We start from the raw sequence: 25031 nt of genomic DNA on the forward strand, positions 1-25031 counted from the left end.
ATTTTCACATCAAAAAGGCCTAGAGGGTTTTTCTACTAACCCAATTTCTTTATTTCAATGTTCCATTAAAGCTCCCAGTTAACTAAATAAACAAAGGTGTATATCGCATTATTCCTCATCTGCAAAGTCAATCATCACTCCAACAACCTTTTTTGAAATGTTATATTTTACTTTTACCTCGTACAATCCATCACCATAACCAGACATTGAAACCACACCATCTGAGACAACTCCCCCCTGTGCATCTGAAGAAACAATCTCATCAAATTGGATGGCTTCGTTTTTAACAAATGTTTTAAAATCAAAAATTCCTGCTTGTGCAGAGTCAATTCCAATCTGCTTATCGCAAACATGCCATTTTCCACTTGGTTTCTTTTCCCCATAAAATACAAATAAGTTTTTAACAACTTCATCAGTAGTATAAGAAACAGAAGCTGTCCAACAACCATTTTTCACATTTAAAAGTACAATTTGTAACTCAGCTTCTTCATCCACGTTATAGTAGGGGTCAGTAACAATTAGCTTTCCACTTTCAACTATAAAAGTGCCCAGTATATTAGGCTTATTAATATTCACTTTGGGCACATGCCTATCAATAAAATCACTTAACGATAAAGACGCATATTTGCCTAACCCAGTTTTGTCATTCCAAGTATAAATTAGTTCCTGCATAAACCTTTTCCTAATTCGATAGCAGAGTTTATCACCATTCAGTTTTTCACCAATACAAACCATATCACTCGGTAGATTTTGAGGTCTGTGCTGATTTTGTTTTACTATATCAATTGGTAATGCCGTTTGTTCATTAGTTTGAATAGGAAACAAAGTCCACTCGCCAAATTTTGCGCCATTCGTTTCTAAAAAAAGTTCCTTGTATTCATCTGGAAAAATAGCACCAAGTGCTTTTTCTGTTTTTTTCAATTCAACTAACGACACGCCATCCACTTTCGAACTTGGATTAATCATATTTATTACTTTCTTCATCTCTTCCTCCATGATAACTAGGAATTACTTTGTCATACTACAATCAAAATAACTATGTTTGTTTCGATTATTATTATTCAATAAAATAAAGCATTTCTTCTTCATAACAGGAATGCTGCCCGTTTGTTGAATAGTGATAATTATCTGTCATATCTATATTTTAACATATTTTATTTAGTGACCTGCGTTAAACTCCTACAAAATATCCTTATTCAAACCAATTTCACACACCCTCCAATAAATATTTTCACCTCTAGAAAGGGTATGTGATCATAGTGAATTGAGAAACAAATACTCATTTGACAGTTGGAATTTCAATAAAAAACGCACTGTGAATTTCTATGTGAAATACAGTGCGTTTTGCATTGATATTTACTTGTTTGCATCTCTGAAGTAAAACCGTAAGGGATTGAGTGGCGTGCTGTTGTTTTTGTAACATAGCAATCTCAAAAGTTGATTTGTTGTTTTTGGGCAGAAGCCTTGGGGCGCATGAGCTTAGTTTTTTCTTGAACAAACGATTGTTTCAAAATTGCTATGCTAGTATAAGTGGGTGATTCTTTTGCTGATAGGTGGAATTTTTATGTATTTGTGCAACGCTTAACCGTTTTAGGGAAAATAATCGAAAAAGTGAACAAATTTATCAAAAAACCTCCTCAATTAATCAAATAAACAATTCAATTTATCGAGAATCCATATATCCCAACAAAGAAATCCACCAAAAAAATGAAACTAAAACTCTTTTAAAAACGTAAATTACCTAATTACCCAGCCCAAAGGAGTCCTGAATCATGACAACAACCAACAATTCAGCACTAACAAACACACCAATCACCATCCAAGGAACCAAAATCCAATTAAAAAAGCTAACCATCCCAGACCTGCCCATGCTATACCACCTGATGTATGGCGACCCGAACCCAGAATATAAAAAGTGGGACGCCCCATACTTCCCGCTCCAAATGATCGACGAGGAAACCTACCTCTCCAAAATGACGAAACAACTAAACGAAGGACAGGACTCGATCTACCTGATTCAAACACGAACCGATGAGCATCAAACCATTGGCAGCGTCACGTACTACTGGGAGCACGAACCTTCCAACTGGCTTGAAATGGGCATCATCATTTACCTGCCCGAATTCTGGAACGGCGGTTACGGAACAGAAGCCATTCAATTATGGACCGACCACCTTTTCCAAACGAAACCGCAGATTCCAAGAGTCGGATACACTACCTGGTCCGGAAACCATCGCATGGTCAAAGTCGGGACCAAACTGAATTTCACACAGGAAGCCCGCATTCGAAACGTCCGAACCTATCAGGGCAAACTGTATGATTCCATCCGCATGGGCATGCTGCGCGAGGAGTGGGAGCAAACGAAATCCAAAACCACATCCAACCAAAGCGGAGGAAACTAAACGAACATGCAAACATACGCAGAACTCACAAAAGAAACCGAACAAGAACTTGTCCAACTGCTAACAACAGAAACCTGGCCTTATCATGGAACCGAAAAGCCAACAGAGGAAAGCGTCCGAACAATCCATACAACAAGGCAACTATACAAACGAAGGAACAAAAACCTTCCTCGTTCAGGACAAAAAAGAAACCGCCATTGGGATGCTCCGTCTTTTTGATCTGGAGGATCCTACCTGCCTGTTTGACCTCAGGCTCAGACAACAAGACAGAGGTCAAAATAGAGGAGCGCATGCCGTAAAATGGCTCACCGGATACGCATTCATGAACTACCCGCACCTCATCAGGATCGAAGGGCATACTCGCCACGACAACCTGGCGATGCGCAAAACCTTCCACAATTGCGGGTACGTAAAAGAAGCCTACCACAGGAGTGCCTGGCCTCAAGAAGATAAGCTATTTGATTCCGTGGGCTATGCCATCACGCGCACAGATTGGGAGCAAGGCACCACAACACCAATCGAGGACAGTGTCCGGTTCTAACATTCTTTCTGGCATAGAACCAATACGGCTTCAGAGAGTATATCGATCGCACGCTCCAAATCAGAAGTGTCGAGAAATACATTCGTATTCTCGCCAATATACATACTTTCCAACTGCAGCTCACACCAGAGCGCACCAAAAAGGTCGTTGAGCTGTCCGGACTTACCTGCCGGCAGCTTTACCACCTGAATGACCTGTCTTTCTTTAAATGGAAGACCGTATCCGCGCAAAACTCTGCGCATTGTCTGCAAATCTTGTGTCGTTTCCGCAGTACTGCTGCCAAGCACTAGCTTTACAAGATGAATATCCCCATCCAACTTCGTATGAAAATAGGCATTTACATTCACTTGTTGCTCTGCCAATCCGTCCAATATGCAACTCAACGCCCAATCATCCACCTGAAAAGAAAACTGCGTCCGAACCAAATAATCAAAGGACTCCACAACCTCAGGCATTTCCCGCATCACCACACAACCCCCTCAACCTGCGTTTTTTATCCTATACTATGCAGCACACAGGCAAAAGGCCATTACATCAGTCAAGGCAACGTGACGGGTTCTCCTCCGACAGCAATCGGATTGCATAACCTATGTTGGAAACATCCAAGTAAATGTTATTGTCCTCCCCAAGATAAACAGCGCGAACCTGCATCTTGCACCATAGTGTGCCAAAGATAGCATTGACTTGCCCAGGCACACCAGAAATACTATCTAGCAGTTGAATCACCTGATTCTCCCTGTAACGAACACCAACCTGCTTCATCACCTTCCGAACCGTACGGATGTCGCTCTCCTTCTCCTCAGTCGATGTGCCGACAACCATGCGAACAAAGTTGAAGTTCTTACCCGCAAGCGTCTGGAAATATCCGTTGATATTCACGCTTTCCTTTGCTAGTCCATTTAAGATACGGCTCAGATCGCGGTCACTGACGGTAAAGGTAAATTGTGTCCTGATGTTGAAATTTAGACATGCGTTTCCCATCCCTTTTCACTCCCACAAAAAAGTCTTTCCTATAGGATATGAGAAATGGCTTGGCATGCTTGGACTTTTCCCTATGTAGCTTTCCGATCCTTCCACCATTTAAAAAGAGAGAAAAGTAGAATGATGGCAAGCGTACATAAAATGACAATGAATTTATTCGGCTGGGCCTCAGCGGGATATGTTGGGGCGGATGTTGCCTTCACGTAATCCGCCTGCGAAAACCACACCAATAATAAAAAACCTATAATTAATATATGATATTTAATCAGTAGTCTCATTCACCATCGCTCCTTTTCTTTAATATCGTGAACAAAGACCTATTATTTTAGCTTATTAGAAAATATTCTGATAAGTTCATAGGTATTAAGGGAAAATAATAGATTATATTGATAGAAAAAAGGGAATGGGGAATAAGGATGGAGTTTAACCTAAAGGAAGCAATGGAAATCCTCGAGCAAACACCGACAACTATAGAAAGCTTTGTTGGCGGTCTATCGAAAGAATGGTTAAGTTGCACGGAAGGAGAAGGGACCTGGAATGCAAAGGAAGTCATCTCCCATTTAATAGAAGGAGAAAAGGTGAACTGGATACCACGACTCCGTTTTATTTTACAAGAAGGAAACAGCAAACCTTTTCCGGCGTTTGACCGATATTCCCATATGAATGACAAAGATAGCTCTATTACCGAAGCGTTGATAGCTTTCAAAGTGATACGCAAGGAAAATCTGGAAATCCTGAAAAAGTCGATCACGACAGATGCCCAGTTGGAGCTTAAGGGAGTTCACCCAGAGCTAGGGGAAGTGAAAGTGCGCGAATTGATATCTACCTGGGCTGTTCATGACCTTACCCATATTGCTCAAATAACCCGCGTCCTCGCGAAAGGATATAGGGAAGAGGTAGGTCCATGGAGGGAATACTTGGGAATACTAAATAGATAGGATGCAATATCCAAAGAAGGGAACCGTGCAATGCAAAATACCTCCTATAGCACGCAGAAAATGATTTACAAAAACTTTGATGAGGCAGCAGACAATATCTTAAAGATGATGAGCGGGCTTCTCGACATCAACACCTTGTTCATTGCAAAAAACGACCGCAGTACGAACAAAATAATGAAAGTACTGAACAAAAAAGATATTTTGCTAGAAGAGGGTGACACCCTTCCATTTGAGCAAACATTTTGCAAGCTCTCTGTTGAGTATGGCAGCAGGACCTTGCTTATCCCGGATATTACCCAAAGTGACCTGACAAAGAACATGGGTGTGACAAAAAAATTAGGAGGGGGTAGTTTTATCGGGATCCCCATTTATTTTGAGGACGGACATAATTACGGGACACTATGTGGACTGGACAACAGACCGCATAATTTTCGGGAAGATTTGATTGAGTTATTTGAGACAATGGGATCACTACTTACATATGTACTTGAACTGGATGAAGCCTATCAACAGATTCGCAGCCTATCTGTCCCGTTCATTCCAATAACAAAAGGAGTTGCCGCCCTTACCATCACAGGAAATGTCAATGAACAACGGGCAGACACCATCATCACCCTGGCATTAGAAAAAAGCCAAGACCTAGACTTGGACTATTTAATCATCGACCTTTCCGGCATTGGAAAAATAAATGAAATAGTCAGCTTTTCTTTACTTAAAATAGTCAATCTCCTTCAAGTAATAGGCGTGAAACCAATCCTTACAGGAATCACCCCGGACGTCGCCATTAAAGCAATCGGCATCGGCTTTGAAACGGATGATATCCCCATTCAATCCAACCTGGAACAGGCATTAAAGAAGATAGGGTTTTCTTTGTATAAGAATGATGTTAGGGGTAGTTGATTACCCTACATACTAAAAGCAACCAAATGTATGGTTGCTTCAGACTGTTGATAAACTATACAATATTTTGGTTATTTCCTATAACAGTTGATCTTCGTTACAGGAGCTTCGCTTTCCGCGGGCAGTCCGGAAGCCTCCTCGGGCTACGCCCGGCGGGGTCTTCCATGTCCTTTCCTCCCGCAGGAGTCTACGCTCCTTTCACTGCGATCAACGGGGAAACTATAACTCAAAATGACTTTGTTTACACACTGAAGCAACCAAATGTGTGGTTATTTTTAACGTTCATCTAGATTAAATTTAAGTTTAATAAGTTCATGCTAGAAACGATCACGACAGAAAGCACCATGACTAACATATCGCTTAGAGTTAAGATGGCTTCTTTGGGATTATCGGAATATTTCCATTCAAAGAATGCCTGCACGAAACGATCACCTATAATGAGTACCACAAGGCCAAACACCACTACGGATATAGAGATGTTCTCATAAAGGATCATTCCGACAAGGGTGATGTTGACAATCATTATAATTATTCTCATGGCCCAATCAACTTTCCTATGCAAATCATTAATGTGATTGTATGAGAAAAACTCCTTTTTACTCTTTTTGATTTTAAATGCCCTTCGTAATAAGAATCTCACTCCGTACACAATTACCATAACTATAACTCCAATGAATGCAAAATTCAGCCAAAACATGCCATCACTCTCCTCATATAAATAAATCTCATTGTATTCCATTTATTTCTATACTATCATAAAGAAACCCACAAATTTCAAACAAATGGAAGGAATTAGTGCGGTTTATCTTGAAATGGTAAGTTGTGTAAAAATAGCGAAATTGCAATAGTTGGAGGAATACTAGTGGAAGCAATCATGATTCTTGGGTTGACGATAGGTTCTATATTCATGCCGTTATTTGGCATTATCTTTTGTGTCAATTTGGTATCTATATTAAAAAAGGTAAAAAATGATGAGGAAACTAGAGCTAATACTTTTTGGTTGACCTCTTCATTTACACTGATTGTATGGAGTCTTGCCATGATTGGCCTCGCAGGAGTTTATTAAGGAATTTTTGTAATCTAATACTAAGTTAGCGAGGGAGTAAATTGAACTTATTTAATATCATTAAAAACAAACAGGAATATTGGCTTGTAGATCAAATTAAAAAGGACGGCATTCCAACAGAAATATATTTACGCAAATTGAGAGAAATCCTGCAGGAGTGGAATCGTCTAGAGATTGGATATTTGTCTTTACTTATGGATGAACAATTTGAAAGCTGGCTGCTTGAAAATAACTTTGGCAAAGTTTCAAGCATCGTGGAATATACAAGAAAGCTAGAGGAATTGCCGGACGCGGACGATTTAATAGTGGGGCATTCCCTAGCAGAAGGGTTGCTCGATGTTCAGAAATACGCGGAACTATATGAGCTTTGTCGTTCTGGTTCTGCCAATAAGAATACGAAGCAACCGGTAAGTCAGGTAATGAGTTCTATAGAAAATGAATTGGGACCGGAATGGCGACAGCATTGTTTTTATTTTATGAAAGATGGTGGCTTTGCCGGCATTAGTATCCCTCATATTGAGATGGGAACGGAAGATGAAGGAAGATTATTTTATTTTGGCGTCGTACCAGATCTAAGAGGGCAAGGAATCGGGGGGCAAATACATAAAAACAGTATGGCGTTACTCAAGCAATTCCATGCCACCTATTATGTCGGAAGCACCGATATCCACAATACCAATATGATAAAGATATTTGAGAAAAATGGTTGTGAGCTACGGGATAGGAAGGGGATTTATAAGATAGTTAGATGCAAAAATCAGATTTAAAGTGGAATTCTATCGATGCCTATTATATTTGAAATTAAATAATCCAATTTATAAGGGAATGACGATTTAAATGGTAGATAAGAAAGCTATTAAAATATTATATAAACGGTATTGGTCATCGGCGGGTTGGACAGATACCTTCATAAGTAGAAACGAGTTAGACTATGCAAAAGATGCAGGAGTAATGTTTGAACAAATAGAGCTGTCGCATGATGAGATTATTCAGCGGTTAATTTTAATCGTAAATAAACTATCATTAAAGGAAGTGACAGACCAGTTTATAGCTAGTTTATCTACACGAAGGCTTGATTTACGTTCAGCATTAGGTAGTTATATGGTGGGGAGACATATAGTCCATCATGTGTTTGCAGGTGACGAAAGCTATTGTACTTATTGCGGGGCATTTAGCAAGGACCGTGAAAAGCAAGATTTGAATGTTTTAAATTTTGAAAGGTTCAAGTGGGGAGGGGTTCGACATCTTGATCCTTTATATATTTTGTTTGATCTAGAACAATTTGATAAGACAGAAAAGCTTGTTCCACTCACAATGGATTATGAAATTATAAATGAAATGATTAAAACAATTATTGGTATTCCTCCAGAAGCAAAAATAAGAGACTTAGAAAAAGCACTTTCTATAGTTATTAAATCAAATAAAGAAGAAAGAGAAGTATTGCTTCAGATTTTAGGTTTTTGCTCAATACTTGCCCCAAATAAATATCCTGGCTTTACTAATCGATTTATTCCGTTTGAAGAAAGAGAATTACCTGACCATAGTAAAAATGATTGGTCATACCCTATCTGTTGGTGGAATGGAAAAGAAAAATTGAATGTCAATGCTTTAAAGGAAGTATTTAGGATGAACCTCCCATAGTTTGGATACGTAGCTAGGCATTCAAAAAGAATGGTTTATTCTAGAGCGGCTGTTGCTTCCATTCCTCCTTCCATCGGTATCCTACCAAAAATAATGGGATTACCGGATATCAAGTGATGCATATAATGAGTTATGGATTAGAAGATCTGAAAGAATACCAAGAGATTGCATTGCCATATTCGGTGACTAAACTTTTGAAGGCAATTCGAAACTTTATAAATGTTAAACCGTAAAGTAACTAAGTAATGTCCAATACCAATAAAATACAGGGGGTTTGTGATGAGAAAATTTTTGAGGTATTTTTTCTGGACGGTGGTTATCGGGTTTATCATCTATGTTGGTTCAAGGTATGAGTTGCATCTAATCGAACAAGGTCAAATGAATTATAATTTTTGGCCTACGGTGATATTTGCAACAATATTCCCGGTCTTGATAGGGATACTCCTTCGCTTGCCAAGGTTAATAAAAGAGATAAAACAGGAAAAGGCATGGTCGGTGAATTGGATCAAGCTACTGGCGGTCGGACTCCCAATCTTTTACGTAGTTTTGGTTCCCTTACTTTCACTTACTAGCCTATTTAGGTACCTCCCATTTGCGATGGACATCATACATTTTGATCTTGCAACCTTAGCTGGGGTGATTTTTGGTTATGTGTTAATGGATAGTTTGAAGGAAGATGAGGAGAATGTAGACACTATCCAAATGGCGCGTATATAGTTTTTTAAAGGACTCTTTTCAAGTAACAATGAAAAGGGTCTTTTTTTGATTAATTTAAGAAAAAGTTAAGTATTATCCCATGGTTTTTTAAAGGAATTTTATATAAAGTGGTAGATGAAAAGGTAATGCCGTTATATCCATTTGGACAGAATATGTCCAAAGAGTAATCATTCGATTAGTTGCGACGAATTAATGCAAGCCTTTTGAGAATACGATTTTATATAGGAGTGGAAATAATTGAAACGTTTATCCATTTTAATTGCTGATGATGATGCTGAAATTGCTGATCTGGTCGCTATCCATTTAGAAAAAGAAGGGTATCATGTTATAAAAGTTTCAGATGGGGAAGAGGCTGTTCTTGCAGTTGAAACTCAATCGGTTGATTTGATGATTTTAGATATCATGATGCCAAAAATGGATGGTTATGAAGTAACCCGAAGCATTCGCGAAAAGCATAATTTGCCGATCATCTTTTTAAGTGCCAAGACATCGGATTTCGATAAGGTACAGGGACTAGTCATTGGAGCGGATGATTATATGACGAAGCCATTCACACCAATAGAATTGGTTGCCCGTGTAAATGCTCAACTCAGACGTTTTATGAAGCTTAATCAGCCGAAAATAGATAATAAAAGCTCCTTGGAATATAGAGGGTTAGTGATAACTCCTGATCAGCGCACAGTAACCCTTTATGGTGAGAGCATACAGCTTAGGCCGAAAGAGTTTGACATTTTGTATTTACTTGCGTGTAATCCAAAGAAGGTTTATAGTGTGGAAAATATATTCCAGCAGGTTTGGGGTGAAGCATATTTTGAAAGTGGGAATACCGTTATGGTTCACATACGTACACTTAGGAAAAAGCTTGAAGAAGATAAGCGGAAAGAAAAATGGATTAAGACAGTATGGGGAGTAGGGTATACATTTAATGGGTAAAATGATGCACAGCTTTAGGTCAAAAATGGTACTATTATTTGGTTTAAGTATGATTTTTTCTGGAATTATAACATTTATAGTCTTTAAATCACTCCAACTGTATTATTATACCAATGTCGAGTATGGTGACCAACTAGAATATTATCGGAAGGTTATGAATCAAATTGGCGACATTAATGTATTTTTACTACTTTTTATCCCTCTTTCGTTCATGTTCTTTTACATACTTACGAAGCGATATTCTATCTATTTTTACAAGATTTTAATCGGAATCAACCAACTATCTCGGGGAGACTTTACCCATCAAATTCAAATAAAATCAAATGATGAATTTCAGCAAATAGCCCATGATATCAATTTGGCAAGTGAAAAATTGAAACAAGCTGTAGAAAGAGGCGATTTTTCGGAAAGCAGTAAGGATCAATTGGTTGTAAATTTAGCTCATGATTTGCGGACGCCGCTTACCTCTGTACTGGGATATTTAGATTTAATCCTAAAGGATGAAAACTTGACAAAAGAACAAGCAAGACATTTTTTAACCATTGCTTTCACTAAGTCTCAACGTTTAGAAAGGCTGATTGATGAATTATTTGAAATAACTAGAATGAACTATGGAATGCTTCCGGTTGAAAAAAATAGATTGAACTTAACGGACCTCCTTAATCAATTAAAGGAAGAATTGTATCCAGTCCTCAAAAAGAATCATTTGGTTGCCCGCCTGGAATGTACCTCTCACTTACCAATTTTAGGTGATGGAGAATTGATAGCCCGTGTGTTTGAAAATCTTCTGACCAATGCCATTCGTTATGGATATGAAGGTCAGTATGTCGATATCTACGGCACTATTGAACTAGATGAAGTAGTCGTTCAAGTTGTGAATTATGGAGATAGTATTCCTCCTGATGAACTCCCGCAAATCTTTGAGATGTTCTATACTGGTGACAAGGCAAGAACGAATCAAGAAGACAGCACTGGTCTTGGCTTGTTCATTGCGAGGAATATTTTAGAGCAGCACAATGGTACCATCACTGTCGAAAGTAATGTCATCAAAACAGTCTTTGAAGTTCGCTTACCAAAGGATAATGAACAAATTAATCTAGATAAATAAAGGATTTAAGAAAAATTTAAAAATTACCCTACTCTTTTTTTAAATAATTTCCCCTATTCTTTAAGAAAGAAAGAACAAGGAGGAAACTAGATAATGAAAAAGTGGGGCTTGGCATTAATAATATGTTTGGGGTTAACTTTTGTTTATATGAAACCTTTTGCTGAACCAAAAGTAGAAATACAATATGATGATTATAAAAATGATAAAGAGGATAGTTGGACTACAGAAGAAATTCAAAAAGAGATTAATGTGGAACAAATTTATCAAGGCAATCTGCTTTTGGTCAATAGTGAACATCCGGTTTACCAAGAGAGTATTAAATCGGATATAGTAAATTTATCAGCCAACAATGATTTAACACAAGGTTACGTATTGTTAGGCACTGACATATATTTATCAGAGGAGATTGCGCATAAATTCCAAGAGATGATTGCAGCTGCAGGAAAAGAGGGCCTTCAATACTTCGCCATTACAAGCGGATTTCGAGACTTCAATGAGCAAAGTATACTTTTTCAAAACATGGGTTCTGACTATGCTTTGCCACCTGGATATAGCGAACATAACCTGGGCTTATCGCTTGATGTAGGATCTACTCAGATGAGGATGACTGATGCACCAGAAGGAAAGTGGATAGAAGAAAACGCTTGGAAATACGGGTTCATTTTACGCTATCCAAAGGATAAGGTAGGAATTACGGGCATTCAATATGAACCGTGGCACATCCGCTATGTTGGTTTCCCACACAGTGCAATTATGAAGGAAAAGAATTTAGTTCTAGAAGAATATATGGAATATCTAAAAAAAGAAGAAACCATATCTGCTAATGTAAACGGGGAGAGGTATGAGATTTCTTATTACCCTGTTACGGAGAATACGTCGATTCCTGTGCCTGCCGATCATTATTATGAGATTTCAGGTAACAATGTCGATGGTGTGATTGTAACAGTGTTTTCCTCATAGGCATGCTGTCTACTCAGGATGAGGAATAAACAGAACATAAGGTATCATAATACCCTACTTTCACTTAATATAAATATATTAAGGAGTGATATGAATGAGTGGTAAAGTAAGTTGGTTTATACTTTCTTTTTTTGTAGTCATGATGACAGTCGTGGGTTTAATTGCATTTGATAATATAGCTTCATCGCTAATTTTTGGGCTAGGTGTCGGTGGGATATTTGGTTGGATATTTTCCAAAAAATCTAAAGTGAAAGAATAGTAGGTTGCATTATCAATGCCCATTGGTGTTGGCAACCATTCTAAATTGAGCACAATCCTAGGACGGGATCAGTGCTCATTTTTCATGTTGAAAAATTATCGGATGAAGACACAAGAAGAAAGGAGGAGATGGAATGCTACAAACTGAATACGTTTAAGATTTCAGTGCTTGTTTTATCAGGTAAATAATGGGAAGGGATATGCCGTGTAATGTCGAAATTATAGTGTATTCGGAAAAAGCAACCCATGGAGGTATAGACAGTGGTTAAATGGTGGAAGAACTCTTCAAAATAAAAATTTTGAGGAGGAAAAAGAAATGGAAATTAAGTTCAGTAGGGATAAAGACATCAAGCTAGAACAACTAGAGAAATTATACAACGATTTAGAATGGTATGCTTACACTAAGGATTTACATGTCCTTCATCAAGCGATCTATCAGTCTTTAGATGTTATTTCTGCGTGGAATGACGACGAATTGGTAGGGTTGATTCGTATAGTTGGTGATGGATTGACCATTATCTATATCCAAGATATTTTAGTGTTGAATGCTTATCAAAATCAAGGAATTGCTACTCAACTGATACAACAGATTCTAGAGAAATATGTACATGTTCGTCAAACAGTTTTACTAACGGAGGAAGCTCCTGATGTAAGGCATTTTTATGAAAAAAATGGCTTTGAATCTTGTGATAAGGGATTGTTAGTTGCCTTTGCAAAGTTTAATTAACTTCGAACCTTTCAAGGTACGAACTGATTATTTTGGCGCTATTCGAAATCTTGGATAGCGCTAGATTTATATTTAGTGATAGGAGAGAGGCTTCTTGATCAACCTTTTCGAGCAAATGAAGACCGGAAATATAAAGCAGCAGGAGGCTTATTCAGCAATTATGGACTTGTGTGTATTTGATGAGCTCCATGCTTACAACCCCGTCCTATGTGGAACGCTTCCCATCGGTATTGATATAAAAGGGTCAGATTTAGACATCATTATGGAAGTACAGGAATTAGATTTTTTTGCAGAGCAACTACAAACTCTTTACGCTGATAAAGAAAATTTCTCTTTGAAAAGAACTACGATCCGAGGGAAAGAAGTCGTGAAAGCGAACTTCATCTTTCGGAATTTCGAGTTTGAATTGTTCGGCCAAGCTCAGCTTGTACATAAGCAGTTTGCGTACCTCCATATGATGATTGAATATGAACTGTTGAAAAGAAAGCCCGGCTTAAAAGAGAAAGTGATATACCTTAAAAACCAAGGATACAAAACGGAACCAGCTTTTTGTAAACTCCTAAACATTGGCGGAGACCCTTACGAAGGTCTGATCCTGTTCGGAGTGAAAGAAGGAATCGTGTAGGTGCTATTCGACGTTATAGTTAATGAGCGGCTAAACTTAATAGAAAAGGTGAATATAATGTTAAATAAAATCAAAGCAGTGCCTGAAACAAAGTCGTTTTTCATTGGCTTAACCTTGGTGCTAGTTACCCCATTATTATTTCTAATATCAGATTTATTCCCAATTCCTAATTGGATAATGATTTCTGTAGTAGCATTCATCATTTTTATTTCTGGTTTATTTATATTGAATGCAGCGGATCAACGACATTCAAGGTTGGGTAAAAAGACATGAGGGTTTTGCCAATACGTTGTTTTCAAAAGAGAAACTTAGTCTATTCCGCACTTTGTAATCTCAGGCTCTTCAAATGAAATAACATCAATAATGTGATTTAAGCAAGGTATTTGATAATGGGTATATTCCTTTTCAGGAAACATTCCGTCTGCAAAAGTCTCCAATTTTACAAAATCTCTGAATCTAGAATGTTTATGAATTCTAAAAGTATCCCCTTCATAAATTTCGTTTCCCTGCATGTAACAATATGCTTCATTAGTTGTGACATACGAAATATAGGATGGAAAGAATATATGTATTTGTTTACTGGTGTCAGGCACGACTGGTGAAGCTCTTATTTCATGGTCCATCATATAAACAGACTCTTCTTCTAAGGTTGATGTAAAATTTACGATAATAAATAACGAGTTTTCCTCTGGTTCATACATTCTCTCTAGTAAAATAGGTCCCTTTAGATTCAATATGTCTCTAAAACTCATAAAAATCACCCTTTATACATAATTATTTAGATTATTCAGAAATATATAAGGATAACTATATACAAGAATTTTACATTTTACAATATATTAAAAGTTGATACAAGGAGTGAGTTAGTTTGGAAAAATACAAAGTAATTCTATTCGATTTAGATGGGACCCTTTCCGATCCAAAAGAAGGGATTACAAAATCTGTTCAATTTGCATTAGAGAAAATGAATATTGTGGAGCCTGATACCAATAAGCTAGAATGTTTCATTGGTCCACCACTCCAGGTATCTTTTGCAGAGTATTACGGTTTTAGTGAAAGGGAATCAAAGAGTGCAATTGATTTTTACCGAGAGAGATTTAAGGAAAAGGGTATGTTTGAAAATGTGATATATCCCAATATTTCCTTGCTACTAGCAAAATTAAAGGAGAATGACTATTTGTTAGTGGTTGCTACCTCGAAGCCTACCGTTTTTGCTGAACAAATTGTGAAGCATTTTGATTTAGATCAGTATTTTCAACTCATTGTTGGGAGTAACCTGGATGGAACACGATCATCCAAAACGGAAATCATTCAATACATACTAGATAAATATACTAATTATGAACCTAGCGATTTTATCATGATAGGAGATCGGAAGCACGATATCATTGGGGCGAAGAATACAGGGATCGACTCCATTGGAGTGACGTATGGTTATGGGTCGTTAGAAGAGATTAGTGATGCTAAGCCAACTAATATCGTTAATGGTGTGGAACAATTGAAGGATTTGTTGTTGGGAAGCGTGGTCAAATAAAAGATTGAATCCCTGGGATGATTGGTGAAGTGTGAAGGAGGATACCGCAGTGCTTAACGTAGAGATAAGAAGGCCAAGAGCGGAGGATATTAACGAATTAAACCATTTTTTTAGAACAGTGATAAAAGATACTTTCAATAAAGAAGGTATAGGGGATAAGTTAGAGGACCTAGAAACCGAGATCCAAGCCAAGAAAAACTACTTATCTAGTGATCTAAAGAGCAATGGAAAAGAACGATATTTTTTGCTTGCTTTAGATGGAGAAAAAATTATTGGGACAATAGAATATGGTGCAGCAAGCGACCTTATATGTAAATGCACTAGTAATGCCTTAAAAGAGATCCATGAGGTGGGTACAGTATTTGTGCATCCTGCTTTCCAAAGGATGGGTATAGGTAATGTGCTTTTGAAAAAAATAATTGAGACATTGCACAGTAAGAGGATAGAAGAATTTTGCCTAGATAGTGGGTATGTGAGTGCACAGAAAATCTGGAAAAAGAAGTTTGGAGATCCTGCTTATCTCCTAGAGAATTATTGGGGCGAGGGCTATCACCATATGATTTGGAGAATCAAAGTGAGAGTTTAGGGGGATGACCAATGATTATAAGAAAACTGCTGACTTTTTTCCTGGCTTGTATGTTGATACCGGCAATTATTGCGCTATTTAGCCTAGGTTCTGCTTTAGAATTTCTGGGGACGTTTTGGTTCCTTTTTTTTTATGGAATGCCTTTATTATTGCTGTATGGTTTGCCAATTTCTTGCCTTTCCGATAAAGTCACAAGTAAATTTTCCGCTTCTGCTAGAGCCTTAGTTGCTTTTGGCTTTCACATGTTTTTTGGGGTAATTCTAGTTTTCCTCCTCCACCTCTTCAATATAGGATTTTTTAAAAATGAACCTTGGAATGATTTGAGCCAGCTTTTTCTCATTTTTTCTACTGTTGGAGCTTTTGTTGTCTGGGGCATTGATGAAATTCTACGTAAGGTGGCGGATTGGGAAAAGATACAAAGCGGGATGTAAGAAATGGGTGAGGAGGATTTCAATGAAAGCGAAATTGACTACCGTGAAGTACATATTTTTGATGTCTTCATTGTTATTCCTGTTTATTGTCTTACAAAGTATCGTAGTGGTTTATACCCCTCATACCTTTGTGAGGATTATGAATATGATAGCTATCATAGTAGCTTCTGGCATTGTGGGGGCGTTTAATAGGGAAATGTTTATTCTAAAGAGGAACAGCAATAATCTTGCGTTTATCAAACATAGAGTGGAACGAAAACTCCTTGAATGCAAAAAAATCTCTTAAAGGCCTGTAACATCTGAAGGGATAAATCGTATATCCTACAAAGAGGTGATCGCCGTGTGGAAAAAATACCTGAATCCACTTAGAATCAGAAATGCGATTGTATGGATGTTATTTATTGCTGCATTTCTTAGTTTTGTAGGAGGGGTCTTGGAAAGTAAGTGGTTGATCTATACAACTTTTCTTCTCTTCTTTATTTTTGTGATTGTTTCTCTCGTGTTCTGGAGATGCCCTAATTGCAAGAAGAGACTACCACTCAGATACGATAGTGAAATCGAGTTATCCTACGCTTATGTATGTCCGAGATGCGAGAGACGTTTTTTTGATGACGGGACGATGGAGTAGCCCCGTTTGGTTTTACAGGAAAATCATTAAAGCAAATGGTAATCCATGTTATCCTTGAAACAGAGGAGTGATTTTTTTTTGGAAGAAAAGAAAGAAACTGTTTCCATAAGTGGGGTTATTAGTAAAGAAATGTTTCAAAAGTACATGGCTTATCATGTAAATGAAGAAAATAAATATACATTTCCTATTGTCTTAACAGCATTCTTTCTATGTTTATGGTTTGTTGCTAATATAAATCGGTTCGTTTCACTAATTGGAACCTTGTTACTAGGAGGCTTTGCTATGCTACTAATCTCTGTATTAATCAAGTTGCGTGCGACCAAGGAATATAAAAGCGACAGGCAGATCATGGGCGAGATTTTTCTTGCGTTCAGCGAAGATGGCATCCAGCAGAAGCGTCATAAGTCAGAAGCATTTTGGGAGTGGAATGATGTCCTTACCATCAATGAAAAGAAGGAAATGTTTCTGTTCTATGTATCCAAAAATAGGGCGGTACTATTACCGAAAAACTTTATGGTCAACCATGAGATGATCAAATTAAGAAAAATCATACATAACAACGCATTGACCCAGAAGGTTAAATTGTTAGAGGAAGCGGTGTAGGTATGACAAGGTCCATCTATATCATTTCTGGTCCCTGTGGTGTTGGAAAATCGACCATCACAAAAGGGCTCGCACGGAAATTAGAGAAAACGGTACTAGTTGAGGGTGACATGATTAGCGCCTTGTTTGTCGGCCAAGTGCAGCCACCTTGGGAAGAAAAGCTCTCCATTGTCTGGCAGAACTTAAGCAGCCTTACCAAGAATTTTTTGTTGAATGGCTACGATGTTGTCATTGATTATGTGGTGGAAGACGAATTGGAGTGGTTTTGCAAAGAACTCCAACAGACAGGATTGGATATTTCGCTTCATTACTATGTCTTACTTGCTGATCCGGAAGTGCTTGTTGAGCGAATAACCAGACGGGGAGACACCAACATGATTCCTCGATCCTTGGAGCTTCTCCATCAGCTGGAAAATAAAAAGGAAAACGCTCTCCATCTATATGACACGACCAATAAAGATCCGAAAGTCATCATAGAAGAAATTGCAGGCAATAGTACACATTATTATCCTTGACAGATTCCTTTGAAATTCTTACCATAAAGAAAAGAGATGGACGGAAGGGGAATCGAAAGCCTAACAATGTGGAAAAACCTTTAATGAAAACAGAGTAATTGGATAGAGTCAGCGGTTCCGACCAAGGGATTAGTCTGTCCGTCAAATCATTTCATTAAAGGGATACACATGTTGTGGAGTCGATACCCCACTGGAAACAGGTGCCTTTGGTGCACCTGTTTTTTTGTGGAGAAAAAACATCTCTTTCGACCACAAATGAATATGCCCTAACACTAGGAGGGTCATTTTATGAATAGAATAGCAATCGTAACTGGCGCAAGCCGTTCAAAGGGAATAGGAGCTGCCGTCTGCAGAGAGCTTGCAAAAGCGGGGCACCCTATCTTTTTTACGTACTGGACGCCTTATGATGAAGAGATGCCGTGGGGGTCTAATGCCAATGAACAGACTCTTTTAAAAGAGGAGCTGGAGGGTTTCGGTGTTCCGGTGAACATGATGGAGCTTGATCTAACAAGCCCGGAAGCTCCAGAACAATTGTTTCAAAAAGTGAGAGAGGATCTTGGTCAGCCAAGCATTTTAATCAATAACGCGACCTATTCAACCAACGATGATTATAGCACCATTACAGCAGAGGACTTGGATAAACATTATTTTGTAAACATCCGGGCTACCACTTTGCTAAGTAGCAGGTTTGCTCAGCAGTTCAACCTTGGGAGCGGTGGGCGTATTGTCAACCTGACATCTGGACAGTTCCAAAGGCCAATGCCTGGCGAGCTTTCGTATGCAACAACTAAAGGCGCAATTGATGCCATGACCATCACCTTGGCAGCAGAAGTGGCTAAGCTTGGGATTACTGTCAATGCCATTAATCCTGGTCCGACTGATACGGGGTGGATGACAGAGGAAGTCAAGTCTGGTCTATCTGGCATGTTTCCTTCCGGCAGGGTAGGTTTGCCGAGTGACGTTGCTCGGACTATCAAGTTCCTTGTCAGCGAAGAGGCCGAATGGGTGACAGGACAGATCATCCATTCTGAAGGCGGATTTAGGAGGTAGTGGTGTGAGAGAGTTGAGTGTACAATTGCAATTGGTTAAAAGCGCAAATCGTTCGGAGTTTTTACCGTACTTGCTTTTAGCGGATGAGAGCGAGAGTGTGGTGAAAGAGTATATCGCGGACGGTGAAATGTTCGCGATTATTGATGATAGTGGTTCGGTAGCGGGTGTAGCGTTGTTTATGGAAGAATCCGAAGGTGTGGTCGAGCTGAAAAACATTGCATTGGATCCGCAATTTCGCGGGCGCGGACTTGGTAAAAGGGTAATAGCATTGGCCTGTGAACTATATCGTGTGGAAGGCTTCCATAAAATGATTGTAGGCACCGCTAACTCCAGCATTGCCAATATCGCATTCTATCAGAAGGCTGGATTCAGGATGGCCGAAATCAGGAAAGACTTTTTCTTGAAGTATCCGGAACCCATTTTTGAGGATGGAATTCAGGCAGTGGATATGGTGATGTTTGAGCTGGTGTTGTTGGAGATGAAATAAAGTAAAGTTTGAAAAGCGCCCCATAAATCTGGGGTAGACAGAGTCATTTGGAGTAATAGTTCTAGTTGATCGCAGTGAAAGGAGCGCAGACTCCTGCGGGAGGAAAGGACATGGAAGACCCCGCAGGGCGCAGCCCGAGGAGGCTTCCGGACTGCCCGCGGAAAGCGAAGCTCCTGTAACGGAGATAAACTGTTACAGGTAATAACCTAACTAATCTATAGAATGTGCGCCCCATAAATCTGGGGCGCTTTAACATGCGCTCAAACAACACTTGCTTTAAATGTGACAAATTGTAAACAATATCCAACTTATTTTTAACAAAATTTTCAAAAAGTAATTGAGTAATCCGAACTATTTTGAAATAATTGGTGATAGAATATTGGAGCATAAAGGAGCATTCCTGTTAGAAGGATTTTCGGGGACTTGAACAAAAAAGAGCCCTCTTGGTATGATACGGGGTGTCAAATCGTGCACCGAATTGACCCCTAACTTAGGTAACCAAGGAGGACTCCAACATGGATTTTAAACAAAATCAGAAGATAAATCAAGTCACCGAAAATACACTTGTAGTCGGAATCGATATTGCAAAGCGGAAACACTTCGCCTGCTTTGTCGATGACCGTGGGCGTGTGCTTCAAAAATCTTTTTCGGTATTACAGTCTAGCGACGGTTTTGATCGTTTTTACGAGCGTATTTTGGCTGCCATGAAAGAATACGAAAAGACGGAGGTCATTGTCGGGATTGAACCTACCGGCCATTACTGGCTTAATCTAGCCTATTTCCTTGAGGAACGAGGCATTCCCCTGGTGATGACCAATCCTATGCACGTTAAGCGGTCAAAAGAATTGGATGACAACTTGCCAACCAAACATGACCGTAAAGATGCGTTAGTTATCGCTCGCCTGATTAAAGATGGACGCTTCAGTTATCCTCGTATCCTAAAGGATGTGGAGGCTGAACTCCGTGTGGGTTCAACGTTCAGAAGCAAGTTGACAGAGGAACTGGGTGCCGTCAAAAACATGGTCATTCGCTGGCTGGATCGCTATTTTCCTGAGTTCACCCAGGTCTTTCCGACATTCGGAAAGATGGCAATGGCTGTCCTGGAGTGCACACCATTTCCGGCCGATCTTCATCAGAAACAACCGGATGAAGTATTGGCACTTTACCGTAAGGTCGAGGGGCTCAAATCCCCCCAAAGGCCGAAAGCCATACGACTGATAGAACTCGCTTCAGACTCGATCGGGGTAACAGAAGGACGGGAGATGGCCCGTATGGAAATTGCCACACTCGTTCGCCGTTACCACCAGTTAGAACAAGAGATTGAAAGCATTACGCAGCACCTGGTTGAACTTATCCAAACATCAGTAGAATACGAATGGCTCTCAACGGTTCCTGGACTTGGAGATACCACGATTGTCGATTTACTAGCTGAAATCGGAAGCTTTTCTCACTATGAAGATCCACGCCAACTAATCAAACTCGCGGGATTGACATTACGGGAAAATTCCTCCGGCCAGCACAAAGGACAAAAGCGAATCTCCAAAAGGGGCAGAAGAAAGCTTCGTTCCCTCCTATTCCGAGTGATGATGCCGATGATTCGCCATAATGAAGCTTTTAAAAGGCTCCATGATTACTACACAAACCGTAAGGATAATCCGTTACGCAAGAAGCAATCCATCGTGGTCCTATGCGGAAAACTCTTAAAAGTTCTCCATGGAATCAGCACGAAGCACAAAGCGTTTGACGCAAAGCGAATGATGAGGGATATTCCTAGTCTCGCAGAGGCTATGTAAAGTCCTGCATCCCCTTTAAAGACCTAGACAACAGGATGACACGGAGAAGCTGGCACTATTTTTTCCATTCGACCTCGAGTCCCTAAAGGAGCTTCGCTAGCCTCTGCCTTATGACTAGACCGAACGAAGGAATGTAGGCACACTGATGCCCAGAGACATGGGAGGGTACGTCATCATAAGCTACGCAGAGATCCATTGTGCATCGTATATCCAATGATCACTACTTTACCATCATTACCCAGTAGTGACCGCGTAGCGTACCCACCAAATGTAAGAGAATCACAAATTTATTAATATCTGTTAGGGAGTATGTCGAAAAATATTTTTTTGACATCCCACCAACGGGTCAAACCGTTGATATATCAATATTTATAGAGGGAGGAAGCGGATTGGTTTGGAAGAGTTTTCTTATTCTCACCATCGTTGTCTACCTATCATTATCCTTACCTAGTATGTTGGGTATTGGATATGTAATTGACTGGGTCCCTGAAGCAACGGCTTTTCAAATGGCCAAAGGGTATGTGGGGCAAGGATTGAAAGCAAATTTTCCTCTAAAACTTCTTATCGCTGTGATAGTGGCTTTGATTGCCAGCTTGTATAGAAGGAAAAGAACCTCAGATTAATAGCCCCTTGCAACCTTCCATACATACCAACCGTCAAATGCTTGGGTGATATTGTGGAAAAAAACTATATTGAAAAGCATCTAGATAGCAATTCCCTACCGCCCGGGACACCACTCTATCAAAATACACCGAGAACAACAGCAACATCCTATACGAGCTGGATGACAAATACTATATCGCAGAGAAAAAAGACTGAATGTTAAAAATTTTTTAGGGGGATCCAATGGATTTAAAAAAAGAATCACTCAAATTGTCTATTTCCGTTTTTTTGGCTTTGCTCTTTACCATCCTGCTCATTTTTTTCCCAAGAGGAGGGTACTATGGGGAAATTCCCATGAATTTAGAAGACGGGGCATTTCCAGGTTTTCAGCTTTCTCTTTTCTTTGAAGTATACCGAACAAACATCACCCAATTCTTTCAGCATATTTGGGAGCACAAGAGTCTTGGCGAAACCATGTTTTCACAGACTTCCGTGGAAAAAGAACTAGTCCGCTATTATCCAAAAAGTTTGCTTATCATTGTCATCGGATTTGTGGTCAGTATTATTTTTGGAGTATTAAAGGGGATTTTTGATTATCGCAATACATATACAAAAAAGAACCTGCTTGGGAACGGGACAACTTGGCTTTTCCAGTCCATACCTGACTTTTTCATCGTGATTATCGCATTTTATCTAGCGTTCTATTATTTACCGATGGGACTGATTTTCAGTAATCGGAACTGGTACAGCTTTGCCGCGCCAGCCTTACTCGTTTCCATCTATCCGACTATGTATGTTGCACGGATGACCTGTGTGTCGCTTTTAAATCAAGATGGACAGGACTATATCCGCACGGCTTTTGCTAAAGGGTTTAAAGTCAAACAGGTGATAAACCGTCATATTATAAGGAATAGTGCACTTGATTTGATTGCCCACCTGCCGACCATCATGATGGTTGTCATATCAAACATGTTGATGGTGGAGTACTTGACTGGCTACGCCGGGGCAGGTAATAGGATGTTTGTGGCGCTAGGAGGAAGGCAGGAGACGGTCGGGTTTGGCACTACCTCTATTGAAGCGGGACTAGTCTTTGGTTATGCCCTCTGTTTCATTGCGACCGTGCTTATCGTCCATATTGTAAAAATGATTCTGCTGACAAGACTCAGCCAAAAGGGGGAATAAGGGATGTTGAAAAACAAAGCGCTATGGACCGGTGGACTTTTTCTATTGCTGTTAATCCTGGTGGCTGCATTTGGCTCCTATTTTCCATATGTGAAAGAGGGACTAGAGGAAAAGCGTTTGATATTCCCAGAGTCAGGTGGTCTCGAGAAAGCACCCTTTGCTCCATCCGCGGACTTCCCGCTTGGCTCTGATCATGAAGGCAGAAACATGGTGAGTCTTCTCGTCATGGGGGCCAAGGATACATTGTTACTCATTTTCTTGATCACCACCATCCGTTATCTTGTGGGAGTAATGCTTGGTGCGATTGCATCATTAGGAGGTCGGTTCATCTCAAACGTTCTCAATGTGTGGGATCAGATTTTCTCCAGCATGCCTGTGATTTTCTTTGCCATTCTTGCCTTCAACCTGCCACTTTTAATTTATGCCGAAAATAGGTTCTGGATTGTCATTTTCAGCATAGCATTGGTGGAAGTGGGGCGCGTTGGGGTGACCACCAGGGATCAATTGATCCATGTGAAAAATAAACCGTATATAGATGCAGCTCGCACTGTGGGTGTCACAAATTTCGGCCTTGCCAAAAACCACTACCTGCCTACACTGCTCCCGACCATGCTTGTTAATTATTGCTTTGATATTGGTAGAGTTGCTTTAATTATCGGTCAGCTCGGGATTTTCTCGATTTTTATTACGATGCAATTTGTAGAGGTTCCACCGGGAGGAATGTTCCAGTTGGTGAATACAAGCTTCAACTGGCCGACTATTTTGGGAGATGCCCGTAAAGATATCTATACGGCCGTGTGGATTCCGGCAGCAGCAGCGTTTGCCATTATGTATGTTATTTTGACGTTCAATATTTTAGGGGAAGGATTGAGAAGGCACTTTAGTCGTTTTGGGGTGTGATGGATGAAGAAATTTCTTGTGGTATTCCATAGTATTTGGCTCCTGATTTTCGCATTATCGCTGCTTGCGGCGGGGACCAATCCGAGTGAAGAAGAGTATCTTGAACTGTTCGATTATCCATGGTGGTTGGAATTGTTTAATTGAACCCGTGAAAAGGAGGAGGGCAATGGATTACAATGACTATCACTATCAGCAATCAAATCACATAAACCATGGGACCAGTCCTACGCGACATGACTGGGATAATAGTGGAGTAACGATCGGTACCTGGATTGTCGTCTTGCTCCTTATAGCTATCCCTCTCATAAATATAATTGTTTTGCTTGTTTTGGCTTTTGGTGATCATAACGTAAACTTGAAGAATTTTGCGAAAGCATCCTTGATTATTATGGTTGTGGGATTCATGTTTGCTTTATTGGTGAGTGGATGTAGTTTTTAAGGTTCTTAGCACAGAAAGCACTTTTTTTCATCCATTTAAACATGGAACTTTTCCCTTATCCATTTCGTTTAGTTAATAGTAATAGCGGGAGGAAAGGGGCCATCATAAAGTGATGGAATGGATAGTGAGTTCTATAATATGGGGAGGGTTGATGCTGTACTTTATCATTCCTTTTAATAAAATCAGTGAAGACCCCGGGAACCTTACATCTATAAAACTAGCCATGAAAATAAGCCTTAAGAGGGTCACTTTTCATCGTAAGGTCTCCCTTGCGTTTATCTTTTTATTACTTACATATCTCGCAATATGGTACTGCAACAAAGATCTGGCCTGGTATAACGAGGCACATGGAGTTCCTCACACATCAAACACAGTAGAAAAACTACCTTTTTATTTCGCAGGAGTCACCACTTATACCCTTTTCCTCTATTTCGCTGTTGTCGTAAAGCGAGCTCTTTCCTATATGAAAACGGAGGACTGACT

36 protein-coding genes are annotated in these 25031 nt (G+C 39.5%); 30 read left to right on the top strand and 6 right to left on the bottom strand.

What is annotated here, in order from left to right:
• Window positions 1-108 precede the first annotated feature (108 nt).
• Window positions 109-984, bottom strand: coding sequence for an SMI1/KNR4 family protein (locus tag MKY77_RS03135; RefSeq protein WP_339148807.1), 876 nt, complete (start codon window positions 982-984; stop codon window positions 109-111).
• A 788-nt stretch (window positions 985-1772) separates the two neighbouring features.
• On the opposite strand from MKY77_RS03135, the gene MKY77_RS03140 reads away from it, so the two are divergent.
• Both MKY77_RS03140 and MKY77_RS03145 read left to right on the top strand, forming a co-directional pair.
• On the top strand, window positions 1773-2402 hold the full coding sequence (locus MKY77_RS03140) for a GNAT family protein (RefSeq protein ID WP_339148809.1): 630 nt from the start codon (window positions 1773-1775) through the stop codon (window positions 2400-2402).
• 85 nt (window positions 2403-2487) lie between these two features.
• Window positions 2488-2943, top strand: coding sequence for a GNAT family protein (locus tag MKY77_RS03145; protein ID WP_339148811.1), 456 nt, complete (start codon window positions 2488-2490; stop codon window positions 2941-2943).
• Here MKY77_RS03145 and MKY77_RS03150 read toward each other — a convergent pair.
• From MKY77_RS03150 to MKY77_RS03160, 3 genes are all read right to left on the bottom strand, one after another.
• The gene (locus tag MKY77_RS03150) at window positions 2940-3410 is read right to left on the bottom strand and encodes a hypothetical protein (RefSeq protein ID WP_339148812.1); all 471 of its coding nucleotides are present in this window, start codon (window positions 3408-3410) and stop codon (window positions 2940-2942) included. The genes MKY77_RS03145 and MKY77_RS03150 overlap by 4 nt on opposite strands.
• A 67-nt stretch (window positions 3411-3477) precedes the next feature.
• The gene (locus tag MKY77_RS03155; RefSeq protein WP_339148813.1) at window positions 3478-3924 is read right to left on the bottom strand and encodes a hypothetical protein; all 447 of its coding nucleotides are present in this window, start codon (window positions 3922-3924) and stop codon (window positions 3478-3480) included.
• A gap of 71 nt (window positions 3925-3995) precedes the next feature.
• Entirely contained in the window at window positions 3996-4202 is a 207-nt protein-coding gene (locus MKY77_RS03160) for a hypothetical protein (protein WP_339148814.1), read from the bottom strand.
• A 138-nt stretch (window positions 4203-4340) separates the two neighbouring features.
• Here MKY77_RS03160 and MKY77_RS03165 point away from each other — a divergent pair, with 138 nt between their 5' ends.
• Together MKY77_RS03165 and MKY77_RS03170 are read left to right on the top strand one after the other, a co-directional pair.
• Complete coding sequence (locus MKY77_RS03165; RefSeq protein WP_339148816.1) at window positions 4341-4862, top strand: DinB family protein; 522 nt, start codon at window positions 4341-4343, stop codon at window positions 4860-4862.
• 30 nt (window positions 4863-4892) lie between these two features.
• The gene (locus MKY77_RS03170; protein WP_339148817.1) at window positions 4893-5762 is read left to right on the top strand and encodes an STAS domain-containing protein; all 870 of its coding nucleotides are present in this window, start codon (window positions 4893-4895) and stop codon (window positions 5760-5762) included.
• 286 nt (window positions 5763-6048) lie between these two features.
• Here MKY77_RS03170 and MKY77_RS03175 read toward each other — a convergent pair whose 3' ends face one another.
• Window positions 6049-6459: a DUF4181 domain-containing protein gene (locus MKY77_RS03175; protein ID WP_339148819.1), complete on the bottom strand. Its 411-nt coding sequence runs from the start codon at window positions 6457-6459 to the stop codon at window positions 6049-6051.
• A gap of 123 nt (window positions 6460-6582) precedes the next feature.
• Here MKY77_RS03175 and MKY77_RS03180 point away from each other — a divergent pair, with 123 nt between their 5' ends.
• From MKY77_RS03180 to MKY77_RS03230, 11 genes are all read left to right on the top strand, one after another.
• The gene (locus tag MKY77_RS03180; RefSeq protein ID WP_342515644.1) at window positions 6583-6828 is read left to right on the top strand and encodes a hypothetical protein; all 246 of its coding nucleotides are present in this window, start codon (window positions 6583-6585) and stop codon (window positions 6826-6828) included.
• Window positions 6829-6869: 41 nt separating this feature from the next.
• Entirely contained in the window at window positions 6870-7595 is a 726-nt protein-coding gene (locus MKY77_RS03185; protein ID WP_339148822.1) for a GNAT family N-acetyltransferase, read from the top strand.
• A 70-nt stretch (window positions 7596-7665) separates the two neighbouring features.
• On the top strand, window positions 7666-8469 hold the full coding sequence (locus MKY77_RS03190; protein WP_339148823.1) for a hypothetical protein: 804 nt from the start codon (window positions 7666-7668) through the stop codon (window positions 8467-8469).
• 279 nt (window positions 8470-8748) lie between these two features.
• On the top strand, window positions 8749-9186 hold the full coding sequence (locus MKY77_RS03195; RefSeq protein WP_339148824.1) for a hypothetical protein: 438 nt from the start codon (window positions 8749-8751) through the stop codon (window positions 9184-9186).
• 237 nt (window positions 9187-9423) lie between these two features.
• On the top strand, window positions 9424-10119 hold the full coding sequence (gene vanR / locus MKY77_RS03200; RefSeq protein WP_339148825.1) for a vancomycin resistance response regulator transcription factor, VanR-F/VanR-M family: 696 nt from the start codon (window positions 9424-9426) through the stop codon (window positions 10117-10119).
• On the top strand, window positions 10112-11227 hold the full coding sequence (locus MKY77_RS03205; protein WP_339148826.1) for a HAMP domain-containing sensor histidine kinase: 1116 nt from the start codon (window positions 10112-10114) through the stop codon (window positions 11225-11227). The genes vanR and MKY77_RS03205 overlap by 8 nt, the downstream gene beginning before the upstream one ends.
• A gap of 93 nt (window positions 11228-11320) precedes the next feature.
• A complete protein-coding gene (gene vanY / locus MKY77_RS03210) occupies window positions 11321-12187 on the top strand; it encodes a VanY-A/VanY-F/VanY-M family D-Ala-D-Ala carboxypeptidase (protein WP_339148827.1) in 867 nt (288 codons plus the stop codon).
• Window positions 12188-12281: 94 nt separating this feature from the next.
• Window positions 12282-12446 (top strand): hypothetical protein, encoded by a 165-nt coding sequence (locus MKY77_RS03215; protein ID WP_339148829.1) that lies wholly within the window; start codon window positions 12282-12284, stop codon window positions 12444-12446.
• A gap of 315 nt (window positions 12447-12761) precedes the next feature.
• Window positions 12762-13172, top strand: a complete 411-nt coding sequence (locus tag MKY77_RS03220) for a GNAT family N-acetyltransferase (protein WP_339148830.1) — start codon at window positions 12762-12764, stop codon at window positions 13170-13172.
• 115 nt (window positions 13173-13287) lie between these two features.
• Window positions 13288-13797: a DUF4269 domain-containing protein gene (locus MKY77_RS03225; RefSeq protein WP_339149940.1), complete on the top strand. Its 510-nt coding sequence runs from the start codon at window positions 13288-13290 to the stop codon at window positions 13795-13797.
• Window positions 13798-13854: 57 nt separating this feature from the next.
• On the top strand, window positions 13855-14070 hold the full coding sequence (locus tag MKY77_RS03230) for a hypothetical protein (RefSeq protein ID WP_339148832.1): 216 nt from the start codon (window positions 13855-13857) through the stop codon (window positions 14068-14070).
• A 35-nt stretch (window positions 14071-14105) separates the two neighbouring features.
• Here MKY77_RS03230 and MKY77_RS03235 read toward each other — a convergent pair whose 3' ends face one another.
• Window positions 14106-14549, bottom strand: a complete 444-nt coding sequence (locus tag MKY77_RS03235) for a hypothetical protein (RefSeq protein ID WP_339148834.1) — start codon at window positions 14547-14549, stop codon at window positions 14106-14108.
• A 116-nt stretch (window positions 14550-14665) separates the two neighbouring features.
• On the opposite strand from MKY77_RS03235, the gene MKY77_RS03240 reads away from it, so the two are divergent.
• From MKY77_RS03240 to MKY77_RS03310, 15 genes are all read left to right on the top strand, one after another.
• On the top strand, window positions 14666-15331 hold the full coding sequence (locus MKY77_RS03240; RefSeq protein WP_339148836.1) for an HAD family hydrolase: 666 nt from the start codon (window positions 14666-14668) through the stop codon (window positions 15329-15331).
• Between the two features lie 49 nt (window positions 15332-15380).
• Window positions 15381-15917, top strand: a complete 537-nt coding sequence (locus MKY77_RS03245; RefSeq protein ID WP_339149941.1) for a GNAT family N-acetyltransferase — start codon at window positions 15381-15383, stop codon at window positions 15915-15917.
• An 11-nt stretch (window positions 15918-15928) separates the two neighbouring features.
• A complete protein-coding gene (locus MKY77_RS03250; protein ID WP_339148838.1) occupies window positions 15929-16348 on the top strand; it encodes a hypothetical protein in 420 nt (139 codons plus the stop codon).
• Between the two features lie 22 nt (window positions 16349-16370).
• On the top strand, window positions 16371-16634 hold the full coding sequence (locus MKY77_RS03255) for a hypothetical protein (RefSeq protein WP_339148840.1): 264 nt from the start codon (window positions 16371-16373) through the stop codon (window positions 16632-16634).
• Between the two features lie 420 nt (window positions 16635-17054).
• A complete protein-coding gene (locus MKY77_RS03260; RefSeq protein ID WP_339148842.1) occupies window positions 17055-17579 on the top strand; it encodes a YcxB family protein in 525 nt (174 codons plus the stop codon).
• A 2-nt stretch (window positions 17580-17581) separates the two neighbouring features.
• On the top strand, window positions 17582-18094 hold the full coding sequence (locus MKY77_RS03265; RefSeq protein ID WP_339148843.1) for an AAA family ATPase: 513 nt from the start codon (window positions 17582-17584) through the stop codon (window positions 18092-18094).
• A gap of 288 nt (window positions 18095-18382) precedes the next feature.
• Window positions 18383-19144 (top strand): SDR family oxidoreductase, encoded by a 762-nt coding sequence (locus tag MKY77_RS03270; protein ID WP_339148844.1) that lies wholly within the window; start codon window positions 18383-18385, stop codon window positions 19142-19144.
• Window positions 19145-19148: 4 nt separating this feature from the next.
• The gene (locus tag MKY77_RS03275; protein ID WP_339148845.1) at window positions 19149-19631 is read left to right on the top strand and encodes a GNAT family N-acetyltransferase; all 483 of its coding nucleotides are present in this window, start codon (window positions 19149-19151) and stop codon (window positions 19629-19631) included.
• Between the two features lie 515 nt (window positions 19632-20146).
• Complete coding sequence (locus MKY77_RS03280) at window positions 20147-21424, top strand: IS110 family transposase (protein ID WP_342515391.1); 1278 nt, start codon at window positions 20147-20149, stop codon at window positions 21422-21424.
• Between the two features lie 389 nt (window positions 21425-21813).
• Entirely contained in the window at window positions 21814-22047 is a 234-nt protein-coding gene (locus MKY77_RS03285) for a hypothetical protein (protein WP_339148846.1), read from the top strand.
• A 223-nt stretch (window positions 22048-22270) separates the two neighbouring features.
• Window positions 22271-23209 (top strand): ABC transporter permease, encoded by a 939-nt coding sequence (locus MKY77_RS03290; RefSeq protein WP_339148847.1) that lies wholly within the window; start codon window positions 22271-22273, stop codon window positions 23207-23209.
• Window positions 23210-23212: 3 nt separating this feature from the next.
• A complete protein-coding gene (locus tag MKY77_RS03295) occupies window positions 23213-24109 on the top strand; it encodes an ABC transporter permease subunit (protein ID WP_339148848.1) in 897 nt (298 codons plus the stop codon).
• A gap of 3 nt (window positions 24110-24112) precedes the next feature.
• Window positions 24113-24253 carry a hypothetical protein gene (locus tag MKY77_RS03300; protein ID WP_339148849.1) on the top strand — a complete coding sequence of 47 codons (141 nt, stop codon included), beginning with the start codon at window positions 24113-24115 and terminating at the stop codon, window positions 24251-24253.
• Window positions 24254-24275: 22 nt separating this feature from the next.
• On the top strand, window positions 24276-24548 hold the full coding sequence (locus MKY77_RS03305; protein ID WP_339148850.1) for a hypothetical protein: 273 nt from the start codon (window positions 24276-24278) through the stop codon (window positions 24546-24548).
• 124 nt (window positions 24549-24672) lie between these two features.
• On the top strand, window positions 24673-25029 hold the full coding sequence (locus tag MKY77_RS03310; protein ID WP_342515645.1) for a hypothetical protein: 357 nt from the start codon (window positions 24673-24675) through the stop codon (window positions 25027-25029).
• The last annotated feature ends 2 nt before the right edge of the window (window positions 25030-25031 follow it).

The organism is Sutcliffiella sp. FSL R7-0096, from assembly GCF_038595065.1.
In the GTDB taxonomy this organism is placed as follows: domain Bacteria; phylum Bacillota; class Bacilli; order Bacillales; family Bacillaceae_I; genus Sutcliffiella_A.